The 20,050-nt window shown below is 61.6% G+C and carries 16 protein-coding genes; 6 read left to right on the top strand and 10 right to left on the bottom strand.

Annotated elements, in window-relative coordinates:
• Positions 1 to 228: 228 nt before the first annotated feature.
• Positions 229 to 1,506: a uracil-xanthine permease family protein gene (locus BLS40_RS03695; RefSeq protein ID WP_092148876.1), complete on the bottom strand. Its 1,278-nt coding sequence runs from the start codon at positions 1,504 to 1,506 to the stop codon at positions 229 to 231.
• Between the two features lie 23 nt (positions 1,507 to 1,529).
• Positions 1,530 to 3,035, bottom strand: a complete 1,506-nt coding sequence (gene hflX, locus BLS40_RS03700; protein ID WP_092148879.1) for a GTPase HflX — start codon at positions 3,033 to 3,035, stop codon at positions 1,530 to 1,532.
• A gap of 102 nt (positions 3,036 to 3,137) precedes the next feature.
• On the opposite strand from hflX, the gene BLS40_RS03705 reads away from it, so the two are divergent.
• Entirely contained in the window at positions 3,138 to 3,884 is a 747-nt protein-coding gene (locus BLS40_RS03705; protein ID WP_092148882.1) for a hypothetical protein, read from the top strand.
• Between the two features lie 9 nt (positions 3,885 to 3,893).
• Complete coding sequence (locus BLS40_RS03710; protein WP_092148885.1) at positions 3,894 to 4,391, top strand: hypothetical protein; 498 nt, start codon at positions 3,894 to 3,896, stop codon at positions 4,389 to 4,391.
• Here BLS40_RS03710 and dapF read toward each other — a convergent pair.
• From dapF to BLS40_RS03735, 5 genes are all read right to left on the bottom strand, one after another.
• The gene (dapF, locus tag BLS40_RS03715; protein WP_092148888.1) at positions 4,388 to 5,194 is read right to left on the bottom strand and encodes a diaminopimelate epimerase; all 807 of its coding nucleotides are present in this window, start codon (positions 5,192 to 5,194) and stop codon (positions 4,388 to 4,390) included. The two genes, BLS40_RS03710 and dapF, sit on opposite strands and share 4 nt — an antisense overlap.
• The gene (gene miaA / locus BLS40_RS03720) at positions 5,191 to 6,090 is read right to left on the bottom strand and encodes a tRNA (adenosine(37)-N6)-dimethylallyltransferase MiaA (RefSeq protein WP_092152134.1); all 900 of its coding nucleotides are present in this window, start codon (positions 6,088 to 6,090) and stop codon (positions 5,191 to 5,193) included. Before miaA ends, dapF begins: the two co-directional genes overlap by 4 nt.
• Complete coding sequence (locus tag BLS40_RS03725) at positions 6,090 to 6,662, bottom strand: hypothetical protein (RefSeq protein ID WP_092148891.1); 573 nt, start codon at positions 6,660 to 6,662, stop codon at positions 6,090 to 6,092. Before BLS40_RS03725 ends, miaA begins: the two co-directional genes overlap by 1 nt.
• 94 nt (positions 6,663 to 6,756) lie before the next feature.
• Positions 6,757 to 7,248 carry a PIN domain-containing protein gene (locus tag BLS40_RS03730; RefSeq protein WP_197672623.1) on the bottom strand — a complete coding sequence of 164 codons (492 nt, stop codon included), beginning with the start codon at positions 7,246 to 7,248 and terminating at the stop codon, positions 6,757 to 6,759.
• Positions 7,249 to 7,250: 2 nt separating this feature from the next.
• Positions 7,251 to 7,778, bottom strand: a complete 528-nt coding sequence (locus tag BLS40_RS03735) for a helix-turn-helix domain-containing protein (RefSeq protein WP_092148894.1) — start codon at positions 7,776 to 7,778, stop codon at positions 7,251 to 7,253.
• 192 nt (positions 7,779 to 7,970) lie between these two features.
• On the opposite strand from BLS40_RS03735, the gene BLS40_RS03740 reads away from it, so the two are divergent.
• From BLS40_RS03740 to BLS40_RS03750, 3 genes are all read left to right on the top strand, one after another.
• A complete protein-coding gene (locus BLS40_RS03740; protein ID WP_092148897.1) occupies positions 7,971 to 9,299 on the top strand; it encodes a DUF349 domain-containing protein in 1,329 nt (442 codons plus the stop codon).
• Positions 9,299 to 10,390, top strand: coding sequence for a GNAT family N-acetyltransferase (locus BLS40_RS03745; protein ID WP_231908510.1), 1,092 nt, complete (start codon positions 9,299 to 9,301; stop codon positions 10,388 to 10,390). The genes BLS40_RS03740 and BLS40_RS03745 overlap by 1 nt, the downstream gene beginning before the upstream one ends.
• A 536-nt stretch (positions 10,391 to 10,926) precedes the next feature.
• On the top strand, positions 10,927 to 12,624 hold the full coding sequence (locus BLS40_RS03750) for an AIPR family protein (protein WP_092148900.1): 1,698 nt from the start codon (positions 10,927 to 10,929) through the stop codon (positions 12,622 to 12,624).
• 266 nt (positions 12,625 to 12,890) lie between these two features.
• Here the strand turns inward: BLS40_RS03750 and BLS40_RS03755 are convergent, their stop codons facing one another.
• From BLS40_RS03755 to BLS40_RS03765, 3 genes are read right to left on the bottom strand one after another with little or no spacing between them, the layout of a single operon-like run.
• Positions 12,891 to 13,934, bottom strand: coding sequence for an Eco57I restriction-modification methylase domain-containing protein (locus tag BLS40_RS03755; RefSeq protein ID WP_092148903.1), 1,044 nt, complete (start codon positions 13,932 to 13,934; stop codon positions 12,891 to 12,893).
• The gene (locus BLS40_RS03760) at positions 13,924 to 17,226 is read right to left on the bottom strand and encodes a DEAD/DEAH box helicase family protein (RefSeq protein ID WP_092148906.1); all 3,303 of its coding nucleotides are present in this window, start codon (positions 17,224 to 17,226) and stop codon (positions 13,924 to 13,926) included. Before BLS40_RS03760 ends, BLS40_RS03755 begins: the two co-directional genes overlap by 11 nt.
• On the bottom strand, positions 17,219 to 17,917 hold the full coding sequence (locus BLS40_RS03765; protein WP_092148909.1) for a DNA methyltransferase family protein: 699 nt from the start codon (positions 17,915 to 17,917) through the stop codon (positions 17,219 to 17,221). The genes BLS40_RS03760 and BLS40_RS03765 overlap by 8 nt, the downstream gene beginning before the upstream one ends.
• 817 nt (positions 17,918 to 18,734) lie before the next feature.
• Here BLS40_RS03765 and BLS40_RS03770 point away from each other — a divergent pair.
• The gene (locus BLS40_RS03770; RefSeq protein WP_092148912.1) at positions 18,735 to 19,964 is read left to right on the top strand and encodes an IS110 family RNA-guided transposase; all 1,230 of its coding nucleotides are present in this window, start codon (positions 18,735 to 18,737) and stop codon (positions 19,962 to 19,964) included.
• The last annotated feature ends 86 nt before the right edge of the window (positions 19,965 to 20,050 follow it).

Genomic DNA, 20,050 nt, shown 5'->3' on the forward strand with positions numbered 1-20,050 from the left:
CTGGTGGGACGAGCGCTGTTCGACCGGAATGACATTTTCCGGCCATGAAGGGGACTCCGGCACGCTTCCGGTCGAACACGCACCGGCACGACCTAGCGGCGCTGGCCCCTGTTCGACCGGAACCCCCACCAAACGCCCCACACCGCTCCGAAACACTCTTCCGGTCGAACTACACCGCAACCCCGAAGCGCAGCCCCGAAACGCACCGCCGCACCGCCGCCCAAGGAACTACCGGTACTGCCCTTCGCCGATCGTGGCGAAGGCCCATGTCATGATCGGGTACGCCACGATGATGCCCACCGAGCCCAGCGCGATGCCCTGGAGCTCAACAGGCCCGAGCGTCAGCGAGAGGTTGCCGATGCCCACGATGAGCGCGACGGCGGCGGTGATCAGATTGACGGGGTTGGTGAAGTCGACGCGGTTGTCCTGCCAAATGCGCACGCCCAGCATGCCGATGAGGCCGTAGAGCACGAGGCACGCCCCGCCAAGCACGCCGACGGGGATGCTGAACACCACGGCGCCGAACTTCGGAATGAACGCGAGCACCACCGCGAACACTGCGGCGACCCAGTAGGCGGCGGTGGAATAGACCTTCGTGGCCGCCATTACGCCGATGTTTTCGGCGTAGGTGGTCGTGCCGGAACCACCGAAGCTGCCCGCGAGGGTGGTGGCGATGCCGTCGCCGATGAGCGCGCGGCCCTGAAAGTCGTCCATGTTGCGCTGGGTCATCTCGCCCACCGCCTTGACGTGGCCGACGTTTTCCGCGATGAGCACCACCAACACGGGCAGGGTGACCAGGACGGCGGAGAGGTGGAATTCGGGGGTGTGGAACTGCGGTATGCCCACCCACGGGGCGTCGGAAATCGCCTGCAGCGCGTCGTCGGACAAGCCGCCGCTGAGCGCCGCGGCGACCCAGCCTACAATGACGCCGCCAAGGATGGACAGGCGAGAGAGCATCCCGCGGGCGGCCACGGACAACACGGCGATGGTAGCGAGTGTCGCCGCCCCGATCCACGGCTGTGCCTCGAAGTTCGCCACCGCCGTGGGCGCGAGGTTGAACCCGATGAGCGCGACGATGGCGCCGGTCACGGCCGGGGGCATGACGGCATCGATGAGCCTCTTGCCGGCCACCTGGACCGCCGCGCCGACGGCGATGAGCGCCAGGCCCGTGACCAGTACGCCGCCGAGCTGGGCGCCCACCCCGTACTGCTGCGAGGCGGTGAGCGGGGCGATGAAGGCGAACGAGGAGCCCAGGTAGCTGGGCAGCTTGTTGCGGGTGATCAGCAGAAAGATGATGGTGCCCAGGCCGGAGAACAGCAGCGTGGTGTTGACCGGGAACCCGGTTAGGGTGGGCACGAGCAGCGTGGCGCCGAACATGGCCACGACGTGCTGCATGCCGATGACCGCGGTGCGCGGCCAGCTCAGCCTCTCATCGGGGGCGACGACCGCGCCGGGTAGAACGCGGCGCCCGTCACCGTGGAGGGTCCATCCGTAAGAATTATTCACGGATGGATATTGTCGCCTACCGGCTAGGACACCACAAACTCGGCGTACTGTTCGGCGATGACGTGGGGCAGGCGGACGTCGATAAGCGTGCCGCCCTCCTCGTAGCTCTCGGCCCGCACGGTGCCCTGCTCGTGGACGCGGCTGACCACGTCGCCGCGGGTGAACGGGACGAGCATCTGCACGTGCGCCTCGACGCTGTTGAGGTACATTTCGATTTTGGCCTCGAGCTCGGCGATGCCCTCGCCGGTGCGGGCGGAGACGAAGACGACGTCGTGGCCGGTGGCGTCGAAGGCGTGGCGCAGCTCGGCGAGGACGACCGGGTCGGCCTGGTCGATCTTGTTCACCACGACGATCTCCGGCGGGATGGCCTCGCCGGATTCGCGGGTGACGTCAGTGAGTACCTTGTTCACAGCCTCGATCTGCTTGAGCGGGAAGGCGTCGGAGCTGTCGACGACATGCAGCATGAGGTCGGCGCCGGTGACCTCCTCCAGCGTCGACTTGAAGGCCTCGACCAGCTGCGTGGGCAGGTGCCGCACGAAGCCGACGGTGTCGGTGAGGACGACGTTGCGGCCATCGGCAAGCTGGGCTTTGCGTGTCGACGGGTCCAGGGTGGCGAACAGCGCGTCCTCGACAAGCACGCCGGCGTTGGTCATGGCGTTGATCAGCGAGGATTTGCCCGCGTTGGTGTACCCGGCGATGGCGATCTTCGGCGTGGTGGAGCGCTGGCGCTGCGCGCGCTTGACCTCGCGCGCCGTTTTCATGCCGCGCAGCTCGTGGCGCAGTTTGGCCATGTCGGTACGAAGGCGGCGGCGGTCCGCCTCGATCCGGGTCTCACCAGGTCCGCGCAGGCCCACGCCGCCGTTGGAGCCGGCACGGCCGCCGGCCTGGCGCGACAGGTTGCCGCCCCAGCCGCGTGTGCGGGTGTACAGGTACTCCATCTGCGCCAGGCTGACCTGCGCCTTACCCTCTTTGCTCTTGGCGTGCTGGGCGAAGATGTCGAGGATGAGCATGGTGCGGTCAATCACCTTGACCTTGAGCGCCTCCTCCAGCGCGACCATCTGGCCGGGCGAGAGCTCGCCGTCGAACACGACGGTGTCCGCGCCGGTGGACACGACGATGTCGCGCAGCTCCTTGACCTTGCCGGAGCCGATGTAGGTGCCGGGGTCGGGCTTGTCGCGCTTCTGGTAGAGCAGGTCCACCACGTCCGCGCCGGCCGTCTCCGCGAGCGCCGCCAGCTCAAGCATGTTGGCTTCCATCTCGGCGGTGGTCCCTTCCGTCCACGCGCCGACGAGGATGACCTGTTCCAGGCGCAGCTTGCGGTACTCGACCTCGAAGCCTTCCGCTTGGTCTTCGGAACGCAGCTCCGTTTCCAGGACCACTCGGCGGAAGGAGTTGCGGTCCTCCAGGTCGAGGGCGCCCGTGGTGGGTTCAGCGTCGGCCCGCGGCTGCGGCGTGTTGTGCCGGAAAGCGCGGGCGAGGAGTTCGTCGTGGGACAGGTCGGCGTTGAGCTTGGGCGTTGTTTGTGTCATTGAGTCCTTAGTCTAATCAAACACTTGTGGTGACAGTACCTGACACAACGCGCGCGCACGGTGGTTTAGTCCGCGCCCGCCGCCGGAGTAGACTGCGGTGCCATGAGCGACACGATTATCAACGACCTCTCCAGCATCGGCCTGGACTTTCGCCAGTGGCAGGATGCGGTGGAGGCCGCTATCGCCTCCGGACGCTTGCAGGTCACCGGCGAGGTCCGCGGCGGCCAGCTGATCCAGTACTCGGACGCGTCGGGCGCGCAGCTGAACATCCTGGCTGTCGAGCCGTTTGCCACCTTCGCGGGGTTCGCTGCGGATACCCGCACGTTCGCGCACGTGACCATGCTCAATGACGTCGTCGCGCTCGCCGATATCGTCGACCCGCACGGCAACACCATCGTCTCCGTCACCGTCAACCTCGCTCAGGGCCCGCTGCTTGTCGACGACCCCACCCTCACGTGGCAGGAACTCTCCGTCGCCGCCCTCGGCCTGGACGTGGAGCGCTTCGCCAGCATCGACGACTTCCACGCGGCGCGCCCGGGCGAGACGCTCGGCACGGTGACCTCGCCAAGCGCCGACGCGATTGGCGCTGCCGCGTCCCCTGACGCGTTGGCGCACTTCTCCGCCCGCGTGCTCGAGGCCGAGTACCGCACGAGCGAGCTCACGGGCCAGCGCTTCGTCCACGTCTCCGTCGACGGCGCCTTCCCCTTCGAGGTGTGCCTGCCCGACGGCGGGCTGCCCGAGCGCAACTCCGTGATCGCCGGCACCGCCGTGCTGGCCGGCTCCATCCCCGCCCCCGCCGGCGGCGGGTGCGGCGGCTGCGGCGACTCCTGCGGCTGCGGCGGCCACTAGCTCGACGCCATGACGTCGGGGTCGGCGGGGGTGGTCCTGCTCATCGTGGCCGCGGTCGCGCTCGCGGTCACCCTGAAGGGGCCCGGCGTCTTTCTCGCCTTGGTGCTCGGCGCGGCCGCGCTCGCGTGGTCGCGCCGGGCCCACGCGGATCTTGAGGTTGCGTCGCTGCGGGCGTCGTTACGCATCGCGCTGGGCGATGTGAACGAGACGCTGGAGCTTTTCAACGACCTGCGCACCGGCATGTCCGCCGACGCCATCGCCGACCGCACCCTACATTTCCCCGCGCTTGCGGACCGCGGCACCGCCAACCCCGTGATCCAGGACTTCCACCTGCGCGCGGACTCGGCCCGGCGCTTCGTCGCCCGCGTGGACGCGGCGCTGGCCAGTGACGATCTGGACCGCGCGCAGCTCGAACGTCTCATCGCCGTCGCCGACGAGCGCGCGCTCGAACTCGCGGCGTCGTGGCAGGATGCGCGCCGCGCCGCCCGCGAGATCGGCCCAGGCTAGCGCCGCAGGTCCGCCGTCCCCCACGCGACGATCTTCGACGGCCCCGTCATCACCGCTTCGTCGTCGTTCAGCTCAACGAGGATCGTGCCGCCGGGCACGTGGACGTCGACGGTGCCGTTTTCTATTCCGGCGTCGGCAAGCGCGGCGCGGGCCGCGGCCACCGTGCCGGTGCCGCAGGAGCGGGTCTCGCCGGAGCCGCGCTCCCACACGCGCATGTGCACGGCGCCGTCCGCAAGCTCGGTGAGCACCTCCACGTTGACGCCCTCGGGGAAGAATTCGGCGTCGAACTCCGGCTGCTCAAACTCCATCGCCTCGAGATCGGCTGCCGTGAGTCCCGGAATCACGGCGGCGAGGTGGGGATTGCCCACGTCGACACCCAGGCCGGCGAACTGGGTCGCACCCATCCGCGCGGTGGAGACCCCCGTGACCGAGACCCGGCCCATGCCCACCCGAACGGTCGCATCGGTGTCGGTGGCGTCGAGCACCTCGATGTGCTTGACGCCCGCACGGGTGCCCACCTCGAACTCGCGCTCGTCCACGTACCCCAGCTCCACGAGCACGTGCGCGAACACGCGCACGCCGTTGCCGCACATCTCCGCGATCGAGCCGTCGGCGTTGCGGTAGTCCATGAACCACCGTCCGTCTCGCTTGACCACGCGTAGCAGGCCGTCGCCGCCGATGCCGGCGCGGCGGTCGCACAGCGCGACCACGTCGGCCGGGCTGAGCTCCAGCTCGTCGGAGGGGTCGGGCACGACCACGAAATCGTTCTCCGTGCCGTGGCCTTTGAGGAATTCGATCTTCACCCCAGAGAGTCTAGCGCGCGCTGCGACACGTCCCCGTCCGCGGCGTCCAGCCAGGTGATGCGGGGGTCGCGGTTGAACCACGAGCGCTGGCGGCGAACGTAGCGCCGCGTTCCGGTGATGGTCTTCTCCAGCGCCTCGGCCTGGCCCATCTCGCCCGCGAGCATGGCCAGCACCTGCGCGTATCCGATGGCGCGCCCGGCCGTGGAGTCGGCCACCAACCCCTGGCCCACCAGCCCGCGCACCTCCTCGACGAACCCGCCGTCGAACATGAGCTCGGCGCGCAGCGCGATGCGCGGGTTGAGCCACTCAGGTGTGGTGCGCAGCCCCAGGATGCGGGTGCCCCACCGCGGCGGGGCGTCCTTGGGCGGCTGCGAGGCGGCGAACGGCTTGCCGGTCAGCTCGATGACTTCCAGGGCGCGCACGGTGCGCCGCGGGTCCTTGTCCTCGATGGTGGCGGCCGCGGCCGGGTCCACCTGCGCCAGCTCGGCGTGCAGCGCGTCCACTCCGATCTCAGCCAGCCGTGCCTCGTACCTGGTGCGGACGATTGCGTCGGTGGGCGGGAACGCCCAGGCGTCGATAAGCGATTGCACGTAGAGCATCGACCCGCCGACGAGCACGGGGACCTTGCCGCGCGACATGATGGCCTCGACCGTGTCCACGGCGAGCGCCTGGTACTCGGCCACGGAGGCGGTTTTGGTCACCGGCCAGATGTCGAGCAGGTGGTGCGGGACGCCGCCGCGCTCGCCGGGGGCCAGCTTCGCCGTGCCGATGTCCATGCCGCGGTAGAGCTGCATGGAGTCCACGTTGACCACTTCCCCGCCGAGCGCCTGGGCGAGCGCAATGCCGAGGGCGGACTTGCCCGAGGCCGTGGGGCCGACGACTGCGATGGGCCGCATCAGCACCACCACTGCGCCACGTACGCGCCCACGCCGAGCGAGTCGTCGCTGGCCAGGAGCTCTTTTTCGCCCCCAAGCTCAGCCAGCTCGAGCCAGAGCCGCTTTTCGACGACCCCTTCCAACGCCCCCGGAAACCCTCCCCCACCCAGGAAGTCCCGGAGCGCCTCGTGGGCCTCACGCGCGCCGGGGATGAGGGCGAGCGGGGCGCGCTCCGTCAGCCCTGCGGGGCCGTCCACAACCACGACCGTCAGCGCGCGCGGGTCCAGGGGCCGGATGCGCTCGCGGCTGTCTGTGACCTCCGGGTCGCCCAGGACGTAGCGGGCCACCAGCTCCGGCAGGTGGTTGCCGCCCTGGAGCGCGACCTGCGGGGCACCCCACGCGGCGAGCGATCCCGTGTGCGCGGTGTGCCAGCGCGTATCGCGGCTGCCCACGATATGGATAGGGCGCGGCGGGTACTGCTCGACGGCGCCGCGGATGGTGCCGGCCAGCGCGCGGGACGGCTCGTGCGCCGGGGCGAGCTCGCGCACCAGCGTCGGGGAGCCGGGGATGACAAGCAGGTTGGGCGCATTCACGGGGTATAAGCCTACTGGGCGCGCCAGAGTTGCTTGCGGCACTCCGCCGCGAATGAATTAGCCCCAGCCCGTTCAAGGCTGTCAAGAACGTCTCTTACTGTTCTCGGGGATCCTGCATGTCTGCTGCTTGTTGGGCCAGTGCTCGCATTACCCGGTCCGGAGCCAGATCGAGTTGATTGAGCAGAAATTCGTCCGGCCGCTGGGCACTCAAGTTAAATCGTCCCAGCTCGCGGTTGGGAAAATCCTTCAGGTTGTTGGTCACGATCACATCAGCGCGCCCGAGCAACGCCGCTGCAACAACGTGATTGTCACCAGGATCGGAGAGGTTGAGAGAAAGTTTCAACGTCTCCCAGCCAACAACGCATGCGTCATTGAACGTGTCTTTCATTGCGCTGATTCTTCTGTCAAGTGTGCCCGAGGCAGCGACCTCCGGATGAATTTTCTCCAGGGCTCGAGAAGTCTCAGCCAGTATTCGATCACTCCACAATGGCCTGTATAGGCCTATCTCAGCGAGTCGCAGCAACGTGTCGGCTTGCGCGATAGGGACAAGTGCACACGCATCGAGAAGAGCGCTGAATCGAGACACAGCTAGTTTCCGCCCGAGAGTTCCCGTCGAGCCTCCCGCAGCGCATCTGCGTAGGATTCGACTCCAAAGTCGTACAGTTCCTGCTTCGCCGCTTCGGCCGTCATGGACGCCAAGGTCTCCCGGCTCTCCCGGCGTTTCGATTCCTGATAGCGAATAACGTCATCGAGCCGAATCCGCCTGTGCCGCCCTCCCGCTACCCGTTCGAATGGCAATCTCCCGGTCTCGAGCAGCTTGACCAGGGTCGGACGGCTTATTCCCAGGAAATCTGCGGCCTCTTGCGTAGTCAGCATTTGATCAACCGGCGCAACCGTAATCGCCTTGCCGATCTTCATCGCGCTAACAATGTCCACTAGGACATGGAAGATCTCCTCTGGCAAAGGAACCGTCTGGCCGTCCGGCCCCAAAAGCGCGGCGTTTTCCGAAATACTCTCGAGAAACTTGCTCACGTCGAGCATCGCCTCAAAATCCGCGGGCGGCATCACAGTCTGAGCCGCCGGTCTCGTCGCCCTTCTTTCCCTGATTGTGTTCATACCGGTAATCTACACTTTCAATTCGAAATATTCGCAACAGATGTGTCTCAATTCGTTGCTCGCCCGCGCTCCTCACTTTCGCGGGAAGCAACCGCACGCCACCTCCCCATCCCCGGTAAACTCACCAGCATATGTAACTGGCAGCCGTGTCGCGCGGCACCGCACACCTTGACGGCGAAAGGACCTTCCACCATGACGCAGACTCCGACCCCGGGCTCGCATATCCCCACCCCGGGTGCCCTGGCCCAGCGGAAGGCGAGGCCGGCAGCTGCGGCCCCCGCGACGACCCCGGCGGTGCCCGCGACCGACCCGTCGAAGTTCGGCCGGGTTGCGGACGACGGCACCGTGTACCTGACGTACAAGGGCACCGAGCGCGAGATCGCTAACTGGCAGGCCGGTACTCCCGAGGAGGGCCTGGCGCACTACGGCCAGCGTTTCGACGACCTCGCCACCGAAGTCGCCTTGCTGGAGACCCGCCTTGCCGCCCACCCGGAGGACGCCGACGGCATTAAGAAGCAGGCCCAGGCGTTGAAGGATTCGCTGGGTGAGCAGGCCGTGATCGGTGACGTCGAGTCGCTGGAGACGCGTCTGGACACGCTGATTGGCGCCACCGCCGACGCGCGCAAGGCCGCCGACCAGGCGAAGCAGCAGCGACGCGCCGACGCCATCGCCCGCAAGGAGGCGCTCGCCGCGGAGGCGGAAGACCTGGCGGAAAACTCCACCGAGTGGAAGGCCGCCGGCGACCGGATCCGCGCCATCTTGGACGAGTGGCGCACGATCCGCGGCATCGACCGCACCACTGACGACGCGCTGTGGAAGCGCTACTCCCGCGCCCGCGACGCGTTCAACCGCCGCCGCGGCGCGCACTTCGCCGAGCTCGACCGCGGCCGCGCCAGCGCGAAGAAGGCCAAGGAGGACCTGGTCGCCCGCGCCGAGGCGCTCAAGGAGTCAACGGATTGGAACGAGACCGCCCGCGCCTACCGCGACCTGATGCGCGAGTGGAAGGCCGCCGGCCGCGCCCCGCGCGAGGTGGATGACGCTCTGTGGGAGCAGTTCCGCGCCGCCCAGGATCACTTCTTCAACGCCCGCGACGCCGTCAACGCCGAGCGCGACCGCGAGTTCGAGGCCAACGCCGAGGCGAAGGACGCCCTGCTTGCGGAGTACGACGGTTTGATAGACCCCGCCAAGGGCCTCGGCGCCGCCAAGTCCAAGCTGCGCGAGCTGCAGGACAAGTGGGAGGAGATCGGTTTCGTCCCGCGCGGCAAGGTCCGCGAGTACGAGGACAAGATCGGCGCGATTGAAAAGCGCGTGGCGGACGCCGAGGAGTCACGCTGGCGCCAGAACGACCCGGCGGCCCAGGACCGGGTGAACCAGTTCCAGGTCAAGGCCGACGACTTTACCAAGCAGGCCGAGGCCGCCGAGGCGAAGGGCGACACGAAGAAGGCCGAGGAGCTGCGCGCGCAGGCGGCCCAGTGGCAGGAGTTCGCCGACGTTGCCGCAAAGGCGGTCAGCGACCGCTAGTGCTCACCGCTTTAAGCGTCGGGGCCGGCGACACCGAGGCGGTTGGCGCCTACGTGTTCTCCTCCACCCTGGCCGCCCAGGACATCACGGGGTTGTCCACGTCGGGCGTTTCAGCGGCGCACGTGATCAAGCGCCTCGAGGGCTCGGCGGAGTCGCTGTCGTACCTTTTCGCACTGACCACCCGCGAGGCCCCGCGCCCGCTTGGAGATCTCGGCTACCCCGCGATCCAGGACGACCTCCTCGACATCGCGGCCTGGGTCTTCATCTCCCTCCCGCTTCTCGAGGACGTGCGCGTCATCGAGGCCCACATCACCCTCGACGCGGCCATCGCTCCCCTGCCCGGCGAGCCCATCCCTGAAGCTCCCTGGCTCAGCGCGCTCTCGCTTATCGACGCCCTCTCCAACGCCTTCACCCGCCCCATCCGACACATCTGGGTGACGCACACACTGGGTGCCGACGAGCCCCCGGCCCTGCGCGCCGCCGGTTACTCTCCCGCGTTTTCCGAGGTCCAGGCCACCCTGACACTGGAGAACGTGTCCGCTCCGCAGCTGGACATGGACGTCGTGGCCGACATGAACTACGCGCCGGAGGACATCCCGGCCTTCCTGCGCCTGCTCGCTTCCGCCTCGGCGAACTACCCGCGCGGCGAGCTGATCCTGGACACCGTCGATTGGACGCGCGAGCGCCTTGCCGATGCCGCCGCCCGCCTCCGCGACCGCGGCGGCACCCAACTCACCGCGCTGGCGCGCGCAGCATCCGGCGACGTAGTCGGGCTTGCCGAGGCCGTCACCTTCGACCACGACGTCGAATCCGTCTGCGAGCTCGGCCTGGTCTACGTGCTGCCCGAGCACCGCGGCCGGGGCCTGGGGCGCGCCACGGTCTCGGCGGTGCTGCGCGCCGCCCGCGAAAGGTGGGAAGAAGCTGATACCGCTTTTGTTTCGTACCCCGCCGACGAGGCGGCCGCGGTCGCGCTCGCGCGCAGTTTCGGGGTGGAGGAGGTGTCTCCGACGACGGTGTGGCAACACTTATCTCACCCTTTAGAGAGTGCGCATCCCTGTCCATCGGCAGCTCCATCGCCCAGGCCATGGTGAGGTGTCGGAACTAAAGATCCTGATGTGGAGGTCGCCGACTTCAGCAACCAGCCAAATAACTAAGGCGATTAAGAGCGCACCTTCCGTGCGGCGCATTAATGATCAGGGAGTGCGAAGGCTGGCCGGTGACCTAATTCTCCATTTTCTTAACCACCGGCGCCCGAAGAACTAGATCAGCGAGTCATTCGTTGGACCTCGAAGCCGGCATCTTCCCCATCCGCGACCCAATGGCGCGTCTCGTGGGAGCGGAGCCCGCTTAGCAATACGACAAGTGGATCCAGAAAAACGTCACGGGTAACTGTCCGCATTAGCGAGATCGGCGCACGCCTCCATACCTACACCGACAATCACCATGGGGACTATCGCCACACCGAGCGCCTACTAACCTCCAATTTCAAACAGCGTAAAATGCTGGACCGCCGAACCACTGCACGGTAACCGAGGAATAGCTATCGTGCTAGAGAACTGCTCAGGCAGAAAAGCATTTAAAAGCATTTATAGCATCGTCAACCGACCACCGACAGAGGGGCCGAGGTATGAAACTCCAACGACGCCAGGTTTTGAAAGCCTTAGAGGACGACTTTGGGCCACATGTCAATATTTCAGATATCAAAAACCACGGAGAACAAACGATTTCGGAGATGAGGGCCTCCCGTGCCCTAGCTGCACTAGCTTTCGCGTCGCGTGCCAAAATCGAGCCTAAAGTTGCCTGTTCTGCAATTACGGATGAGTCGAATGACCATGGCCTCGACCTAGTGGGAATAAGTGAATTCAAGGAGACGCTGTATCTGATTCAATCTAAGACAAGTGATGGGGCACCCGGCTTAACTGACGTACAGAAGTTCAATTCTGGAATCCGAGCGATTCTCAAGGCAGATTTCGATGCTCTAGGTCCAAAAGTGCAGTCTAGGAAGGCCGAGATCGAAGAAGCTTTCAACATGCGTAATCTCCGTGTTTGTGCCATCTTCTCTCACTTGGGCACAAACACCCTGAGCAGCACTGTCGTTAGAGAAAAGGAGTCTCTTCTAGAGGACATCAACAGTAGCGGTGAAATAATCGAGTACGAATTCTTAGATCTCGGAGGCAATCACTCAATTAGAAATACTGGAAGTGATCTCGAGAGCATCGATTCAAAGATCACATTGACCTCATGGACTAGCCCAAGCGAATACAAGAATGAGATCTTGGGAATAGTACCCGCGACAGAGGTCGCAGCATTGTTCGAGCGGTTCGGCGATCGACTATTCGACAAGAACATCAGAAAAGCAATAAGGTCCTCCGAAGTCAACCAACACATTGTTGAGACACTGAAGACCAATCCGGAGAGCTTCTGGCATTTCAACAACGGGATCACGGTTGTAGTCGACACTATAAGCGCGCCGGGTATCGCCATACCTAAAGCGGGGGAACAAACCTTCGAACTGGAAAATCTCAGCGTTGTAAATGGTGCACAAACTACGACCTGCATATACAACGCCCATAGAGAGGGAGCTAGTCTCACTGAAGCATATGTGAGCGTTCGGATTATTTCTACGGAAGGAAGAGATGAGGAGTTTGGATCCAAAGTTACTAGATTCACCAACACACAAAATCGTATTGGCGGCCGGGAATTTGTAGCATTGGACCCGTTCCAGCAACTCCTCAAAGACTTGTTGGCAGAAGAGGGCATTCAATATAGTTTCCGAACGGGCGAAGAAAGAGACCCGGAGAAATTCCGTGAATTTATCAGCCTGGAAGACGCTACGAGGGCATTAGCTTGCTACGCGGGAATTGAACACGCTAGCAGGGTTAAAAGCGAAATCAGCACTTATTGGAACGACTACAAGTCAGAACCTTACACCAAGCTCTTTAATTCGAGGCTAGAAGCCCCCGTGGTCGTCCATACGGTTACCGTCTATCGCGAAATCGACAAAATTCTCGAGGAAATTGGTTCCGCCTCCAGCGATGGGGGAATCAAGGCGCTCAAACAAATGACCAATTACGTTACCGCCCTAGTACTTGGGGAAATGCGTAGGGAAAAATTTGAATTCAACAACATCGAAAGCGATCCACTGGAATGGGTGCTGGACCAAAAGCGCGCGATAGTCGAGTTTGCTAACAGTACGCTTTCCCACTACGCACACATTAACCGGACTGGATATCCCCTGCCTTTCTTCAAAAACATAGCCAAAGTGAGGGTCCTTCACGAGAAAACTGGTGATTTCCAGAAAATGGGGTTTGATCGAGAGGATTAGCCTGCAGTGGGTTCCGAGCGTCGAAAGCGCTGACTTCGCCGGAACGCTCATCGGACATCGGTATAACGCGACAGCGCCATGGTGAAAGACGACCACCACAGAATGCTGGCGACAGCCCAGGGTCTTTCACAGATGAGGATTCATCTCGGAGTCTTACTTGAGAGTCTGCAGTGCGCCTTGGCGAAGACACTTCTCCTATTCTCCTCGCCATATATCCTAGGGGGCAGACGGAGAAAAACGTCCATGCTGACAGACACAGGCCCCTCTCACTCCATGGGCTTGACGTTCTCCTCAATGAAATCGATCTCTTCCTCACTGAGGCCATACTTGGTGTAAAGCTGCCTGTCAATCTCTGGAATCGACCCCTCCCAGTCGATATCAGAGGACGAGGAAAAGTCTTGGAGCGGGACGTATTTCCATTTACCCCTCGGGGTGTCCTGCGTCGTCTTGAGGATGCTCAGGAGTGCGCGGGAAAACTTCGTCTTAATGTAGCGCAGACAAGCCTCTGCCTCCTCCTTACTTTCAAAGGGTCCGACGCTTAAGAATGTGTCAGTGTGACCGAGCCCTGGCTTCCCAACAAAGGGGGAGCTGAGTGTTTCTCCGAATGCGCCAGTGTTGTTGGTGCGCGCAATGATCGTCTTCCACTTATTCAGCGAAGGGGTAGTTACCAAGTAGTCGGTGCGAATCCACCGCGTGACGCGAGACCCGGCAACGACTCCAATCACTTCTACATATTCATTTCCATCAGCTGGAATCTCGTCGAAGAAAACGACCTCCTTCAGCACCTCAATGCTGGGTGGCGTCACCTGATTCCCTGTACCTTTACCCTGCTTGGCCGCTATTTCAGGACGCTCACTCAACGCCAGTTTCGAGTATCGGTAAAGCGCTCGAGAACTCACTATCTCAAACAGGGAATTCTCGGCGGTGGCGCCAACCTTTTCTATTACGTCTCGCAAGGCCTCGGCGGACCCAAGAAAGGTGCCGATGGGGCCAATCTCCTTTTCGTTGTCGCGGTAAGTCACGGCAATGCCGCCCTTGATGGCCGTCCCTGGGAAAAGTGTCGACGAGTCGGGAGTATGGATAGCAACCTTCAAGTGCTTGTCGGCTAGCATTTTGCGGTTCCATATCGACTTAGTCTGCCCCGAGTTTGAAAGGAACCGCGCGGGTGTTATCAGCACCACTTTATCGCCTACTTCGTAAGCTGCATCCATGAAAGCCGGGTAAATCGGTTCAGAGCGAGTAGAAGCACCCTGCCCGTCCTGCTGATACGGCGGGTTGCCGATCACTACATCGAATTTCTTAACGGTCATCTAAATTCCTTCCGCTCAGCATGTCGTTAACGACTGCCTGTCGTTCATCTGGGGTCATCTTGGCGATGTTTCCAACGCGATAGTGGCCTGACGCTTCCATCCACTGTTTACGTTCTTGGACACCCCCCGAGACCGCTTCGAGGGTGATTGAGCGCAGCAATTCCGTATGGCTCATCTCGAATAGTTGTTTTGTAAGGATGTGATGCAGGCGTTCGCGTTGGTCGGGCATCTGGCCCGCCAGCCCCGTGTCGAGACGGCGCACCAACTCCATCAGGAACAAACCCGCGGTCGAGAACAGATCTGCAAACGTCTTTTCCGGATCACTGAAGACGCCCGGATCCTGCGCCTCCAGCTCGTCCATCATCAAGGCAACCGTCCTCTGCGGCGTGTAAACGAGAGAGGTGTTCCGTTGCGGGGGAATATAGGCGAAGATGTTCTCGGTTAGGGAGTCGTCGAAATAGTCCGCGAGCGCTTCCTTCTTGTCTAGGAACTCCTGAATCGCCTGGTTAAACACCGTCTCGTCGAATAGGCCGGGTATCCGCTCGGGTGTGCCGTCGTCGCTCATTATCGTTTGCCCATCACGGAGCAAACGGAATTCGTCTTCGGTGATGCCCGTGATTTCCTCGAATACATCGTCGGGGGTGTAGTCGTCAAAGTTCCCCAAGCGCAGGTCGCGGTCACCGTAAGCCATGATGAACATGGGCACGGTGCGCGCGAACCCACGCAGGCGGTCTCTGACGTCGTCCATTGCTGTGTCTACTCGGCGCTGTTCCTTGCGAGTTTCCTCGCGCAGGATGATCTCCCCGGGAACGCTGCTTGTGACGGACTCGACGGCTTCAACGAGTCTCTGATTTAGCGAAGCATCGTTTGCCCGCTGCTTCTCTTTGAGCGCTTCCGCTTCGGCTTCCGTTGCGGCTTCTCTGAGTTCGGCTTCGATGTGATTCTGGGCAATTTTGTACTTCGTGAATGTCTGTTCCACGACCGCTTCGACCTTCGCCTTCGTGGCCCTCTTGTCTCGCTCCACCTGCTTATCGGTGAGCCCGTACTCCTCTTGTGTACGCAAGCGCGCGTCGCGGAGCTTCTCTTCCACGATGTCGTTGAGCCTCTTGGCTACCTGACGCTGAGTGGAGCCTTCTTCAACGTGGCCCACGTCCTCAACCTTCCACATGGGCTTGCCCAACACTGCCAACTTGGGGTTTATAACCGTCTCGAAGTCAACGCTCGCATTACCGTCGGCGTCGACCATTGGCTGAATTAGCGGCATTTCAATCTCACCGTGCATCCTCGCTTTATCCGCTTCCGCCTTGGGCAGTTTACTCAGCACGTGAATGTAGTGTTCCGAATAGCGGAAGATGCCCGCCACATTGGCAAAAAGCAAGTTGGAGAGAAATCCACGGCGCACGACCTCGCGGGCCTTGAATACCTGCGGGTAAGTGAGCACCTGCGAGGCGTCGAGTTTCTCCATGCGACCCTCGGAGTCCTCACCGATCACGGGGAAGAAATTGAGCAGGGTACGGATGTTGTCTTGACGCACCACGGGGTCCCCAGATGGATTCGGGCGGAGGTTGTTCGCGAATTGGTCGTAGATCGAAAGCGTTCGCTCGGGCGCGAAGTCGAAGATGTAGGCGTTTTGCTTCTGTAAGACAAGCCCACCGCGCTCGAAAGTGCATGGATTCTGAGCGCGGAACGCTGCCTGCATGTACAGGGCTGGGGATTTGATGTTGGAAAGCATCATCACTGCAGTCCACTCAGGAACCGTTACGCCTGTAGTGAGTTGTCCCACCGACAGCGTGATCGTTCGTCCCCCATTGGCTTCGGCCTCCTTTATCGCGTTACGAACCAGGGAAAGGGATTTACCGACGATGCTGAGGTCGCCGTCGTCGGAAGGGCCATCGCCTGCAGCGAGAATGACCGTATAGTTCTTAAACACCTCATGCTTCTTCAGGAGACGTTCCAACGCCTTTGCCGAGGCAACGCGGTTCAGTAGCCAGAATGAGTGCCGGATCTCGTCTCGCAGGCTCGGTGTCGAGAACGGATACTTCTCGTTCGTCGTTAAAGTGTCGAGGAATTTGATTACGTCGGCCTCATGCTCAAAGTAGCCGTTCGACTTAGTGGCGAAGAACGCGCTCAGGTCAAACGCGTAGTCCAGGTTTTCGCTGTCGTCCTCCGCGGCCATGCCCATCTCCAATCGATCACTGAGTACCCTCGACATCTGATAGGTAAACATGTTGAGCGTCGGCAAACTCTGATATGGATTGTCCCGAGTCTCATCCTCCCACTGGGCAAGCGCCTCGCGTTCGTCCGCGTAGGTCCAATTGTAAATTTGCTCGGAGCTGAACTTCCCCTCTGCCAATGCCTTGAACGGGGTTCCTGAAAGATGCAGCGTGTATGAGCGCCTGATGTGGTCAAACGCAATGTCCGTCTTCGTCGTATCCACACCCTCGTGGGCCTCATCAACCACGAGCAGGTCCCATTCCAAGTCTGCGATATGGCGCAACTTGTCGAACTTGCCGCCGAAGTAGCGCGAGCCTTTTAGGTCCTGGAGCGAAAGAAACTCGATGACTCGATGATCGCCTGTAGGATCATTCGCTATCAGATCGCGAAACTGCGCGCGAGTCATAGGCTGCCGCTCCGCCAGAGACGCCGACTCCGACACGAACTGGAACGTCGTCTGGTGACCGATAAAGCGCACAAAGTCGTCGTACCAGGAGTTCGCGACCGCGGGACGGTTCGTGACAATCAGAACTTTTGATACGCCGAGGCGACGTAAAAGGTCGTATGTCGCCAGAGTTTTCCCGAATCGTGGCTTCGCGTTCCACAATACCTCAGCGTGCCCAGCCTTAAACGCTTCCAATCCTTGCTCGACGGCGGCTTCCTGTTCTGGACGCAACTCGTAGAAGTCCGAACCGCTTGCTTGTAAGTCGGCAAAATCCTGCCCCGCGAAAGCATTAAAGTATTCTAGTGATGACTTCGGCGCACCAGTGAATTTGTGCCATTCGGTGCGCTTTGGCTTAAGCTCGCGCTCAATGCCTTGCTGTTTCAAGTAAGCGTGGAAGTCACGATCGGTGAATCTCCCACCGGATTCAGAGGTGAAGAGCGCTCGCCGTGCCCACTTAGTCTTCTGGGCAATGGACAACTGCGATGCCTGCTGCTTGATTCGCTTCTCGCTACCGGCCTGTTCCGTGTACCCGATCTTCTCCCACCCCTCGTACTTCGGGAGGTCCGGCGTTGTCCAGGAATATACCAAAGGGTTTATCTCACGGAACGTTTTAATCTTTGTAGGGTCAGACATCAGCGCTTTCTTCCTTGTGGACTTGGTCAATGCGACACTGGGCATAGGTGGGGTGGGAATCGAAGTCGAACACGGATTGATCCTGGCTTGCCTCACGCAAAGAGTTCAGCGTAAACACCTCTCGTTGCACCATCGGCGGTGAGTTGAGAATGCGATGCCACCAGGAGAACGTGATCTTCTGCCCCTCATTGTCGAGACCGGTCAAGGTGTTCCCACAGCGGATGTTCATGGCTATGAGGTAGCTCGCCGCCTTGAACAGATTGGTTCTGGGCCCACACGCAACCCCGTTGCTCTTGTGGAAATTCACGAATTCACCTAGCAAGTTTGCCTGCGCGTCGGCGTGATTATCCTCTAGGAACTCAACCGCATAAATCGACGCGAGAGCAAACAGTGACTCATCCTTCCATAGGCCGGGTTTGTAGCGCTTCTGGATGGCTGAAAGTTTACGACGGTAGATAGCTGTAAGGAAGTTGCCATCGCCTGCGGCGGGTTCGAAGAATGTTTTGTCCACGAACCCCGGGCCAGTCTCCAGCTCCGGACTCACCAGGTCGAGCATCTTCTCAACCATGTGTACCGGAGTGAACACCTCGCCATAAGCCCGCACCCGATCACGTGACTTCACGATCACCTCAACGCGGCCGCCGTTTATTAAAACTTGTCGGCGCTGGGGAAGGTCGTGGGCGGCAGTCATGTTCTCACTTCTGTGGAGGGTCCTATTCTAAGAGAGCACTCTACTGGCCGGATGGGCGGGGCGTTGTGATTGGCACTCCTTTTATATCCCATACGATCCGTGACTGGGACAAGCTTGCAGGGCACACGCTGGACCGCGCAATTGTCCTTGCGTTGTGCGCTGTCGCTCACATCCGAGCGGGTTGCAACATTCGAATATTAACCGGAATGGCTCCGAACGCTCGCGGTCGTCTCAACTACGTGAACCAACGCCGACAAAGGTGCCCAGCCGCGCCGTGATGAGAACGTGAAAGGTAATCTCGAGGGCGAGTTCACCGCCGAGAATCGCGTCCGGTGCCGAGGCGGAGAAGAGTGGCGATCTGGATGCCCGCCCTTATACAACCCTTAAGGTTCTCAGTTTCAAAAATTCGGCACTGGCCCCATCATGCCCCTCTAGTACGGCTGAAACTTCTCAATACCGGGTTTAGCCTTGGCTCCGCACTGCCCGCACGAAAAATCATGGCGAATAGTCCCCTCGTACTCCTATCCTCCGCTACCGGACACTGATAATGGGAGTGCGGGACAAGAACCATCCGGAATGACCCACTAACGGACTGGCCACAATCTGATTGTGTGCCTTCGTTGCGATCTGTCTTCCGGGCTGGTTCTCGCCCCGCACCGCGATCCGGCGATTCGGTCATGACCTCATAGGAGCGTGACCTCTCACCGTGACCACCCCGGCAGGTGCCATAGTAGTAGTCCCATCAGTGTCCTGTCTGCTCGAACCCTCGGATCAGCGGCTACCTTCATCACTTCCCTATGCGAAAGCGTTGACAGCCATGACCACAGACATCGACCTCTCCGCAAGCCCCGTCGCCGGGGTCGACACCCACACCGACACCCACACCGTCGCCGCGGTGACCCCAACCGGCCGGCACCTGGCCACCGAAACCTTCCCCACCACCAGGCCCGGCTACACACACCTCGCCGAGTTCCTCAGCAAGCACGGTGTCGGCGCCGTCGGAGTAGAAGGAACCAACTCCTTCGGTGCCGGATTAACCCGGCATCTCATAGACCGTGGCTACACGGTCGTTGAAGTCCTGCGCCCGGCCCGCAGCATTCGACGCCGGGACGGGAAATCAGATCCGGTGGATGCCCTTGCCGCCGCGCGACAGGTCCTGACCGGGGAAGGGCTGAGCACGCCTAAAGATTCCACGGGCCCGGTGGAGTCGTTACGAGCGTTACAGATCACCCGGAAACAGCTGGTGTCCACCACCGCGAAACTCATCACAACGATGAAGTCGTTGCTGGTCACAGCCCCTGATGACATCCGCACCCGCTACGCCACGATGACCAACCACGCTCTGGTCAACGCGTTGGTGTACTGCCGACCGTCGTCGGATGTTACTGATCCGCGAAATGGTGTGCTGACCAGCCTGAAGATTCTGGCCACGACCTACCGCGCATTGCGGGTGCAGTGCGATGAGCTGGAAACCCGGATCGCTGCCCTGGTGTCAGTGATCAATCCCCATGTCAGCAACATCGTGGGATGTGGGGCTCTTGTTTCCGCTGATCTGCTGATCAGCATCGGCGATAATCCGGAGCGCATCCACTCCGAAGCAGCGCTGGCGCACTTATGTGGAGTGGCTCCACTGCCGGCAAGCTCTGGGCGAACCAACCGGCACCGGCTCAATCGTGGTGGTGACCGGCGGGCGAACTCAGCGTTGTACCGAATCGCTATGGTGAGGATGAAGTGTGACCAGCGCACCAGGGAGTACGTCGCCCGGCGTACCGAGGAGGGGTTGTCGAAAAGGGAGATTATTCGCTGCCTGAAGAGCGCGATCGTCCGGGAGATCTACCGGGTCATATGCACCAGGCGCAGTACGTCACAGCCCAGGGATCTTCGTCGGGATGAGTTGAAAGAACTGCGTATCGCGAAGCATCTCACCCAGGTGGTTGTAGCGAAGCATTTGGGGCGTGCCCCGGCGAGGATCAGTGACATCGAGACTGGAAAACGCCCGTTGACGGAATTAGCATCGGCCTACGAAAAATTTCTGAAAAGCGCTTGACACAATATAGGAGCATCGCTGCATCGAGTGGACTGGCTTCAATATGGCCCGCGAGAGTCGACCAATGCGAGTCCGCCTCGTCAGAA

This window comes from Corynebacterium mycetoides (assembly GCF_900103625.1).
Classification (GTDB): domain Bacteria; phylum Actinomycetota; class Actinomycetes; order Mycobacteriales; family Mycobacteriaceae; genus Corynebacterium; species Corynebacterium mycetoides.

Excerpts from the sequence above, each read along its gene's own strand:
- BLS40_RS03765 (WP_092148909.1), bottom strand. The coding sequence starts at position 17,917 with ATGACTGCCGCCCACGACCTTCCCCAGCGCCGACAAGTTTTAATAAAC.
- BLS40_RS03705 (WP_092148882.1), top strand. The coding sequence starts at position 3,138 with ATGAGCGACACGATTATCAACGACCTCTCCAGCATCGGCCTGGACTTT.
- hflX (WP_092148879.1), bottom strand. The coding sequence starts at position 3,035 with ATGACACAAACAACGCCCAAGCTCAACGCCGACCTGTCCCACGACGAA.
- BLS40_RS03750 (WP_092148900.1), top strand. The coding sequence starts at position 10,927 with ATGAAACTCCAACGACGCCAGGTTTTGAAAGCCTTAGAGGACGACTTT.
- BLS40_RS03760 (WP_092148906.1), bottom strand. The coding sequence starts at position 17,226 with ATGTCTGACCCTACAAAGATTAAAACGTTCCGTGAGATAAACCCTTTG.
- BLS40_RS03755 (WP_092148903.1), bottom strand. The coding sequence starts at position 13,934 with ATGACCGTTAAGAAATTCGATGTAGTGATCGGCAACCCGCCGTATCAG.
- BLS40_RS03740 (WP_092148897.1), top strand. The coding sequence starts at position 7,971 with ATGACGCAGACTCCGACCCCGGGCTCGCATATCCCCACCCCGGGTGCC.
- BLS40_RS03735 (WP_092148894.1), bottom strand. The coding sequence starts at position 7,778 with ATGAACACAATCAGGGAAAGAAGGGCGACGAGACCGGCGGCTCAGACT.
- miaA (WP_092152134.1), bottom strand. The coding sequence starts at position 6,090 with ATGCGGCCCATCGCAGTCGTCGGCCCCACGGCCTCGGGCAAGTCCGCC.
- BLS40_RS03710 (WP_092148885.1), top strand. The coding sequence starts at position 3,894 with ATGACGTCGGGGTCGGCGGGGGTGGTCCTGCTCATCGTGGCCGCGGTC.
- BLS40_RS03770 (WP_092148912.1), top strand. The coding sequence starts at position 18,735 with ATGACCACAGACATCGACCTCTCCGCAAGCCCCGTCGCCGGGGTCGAC.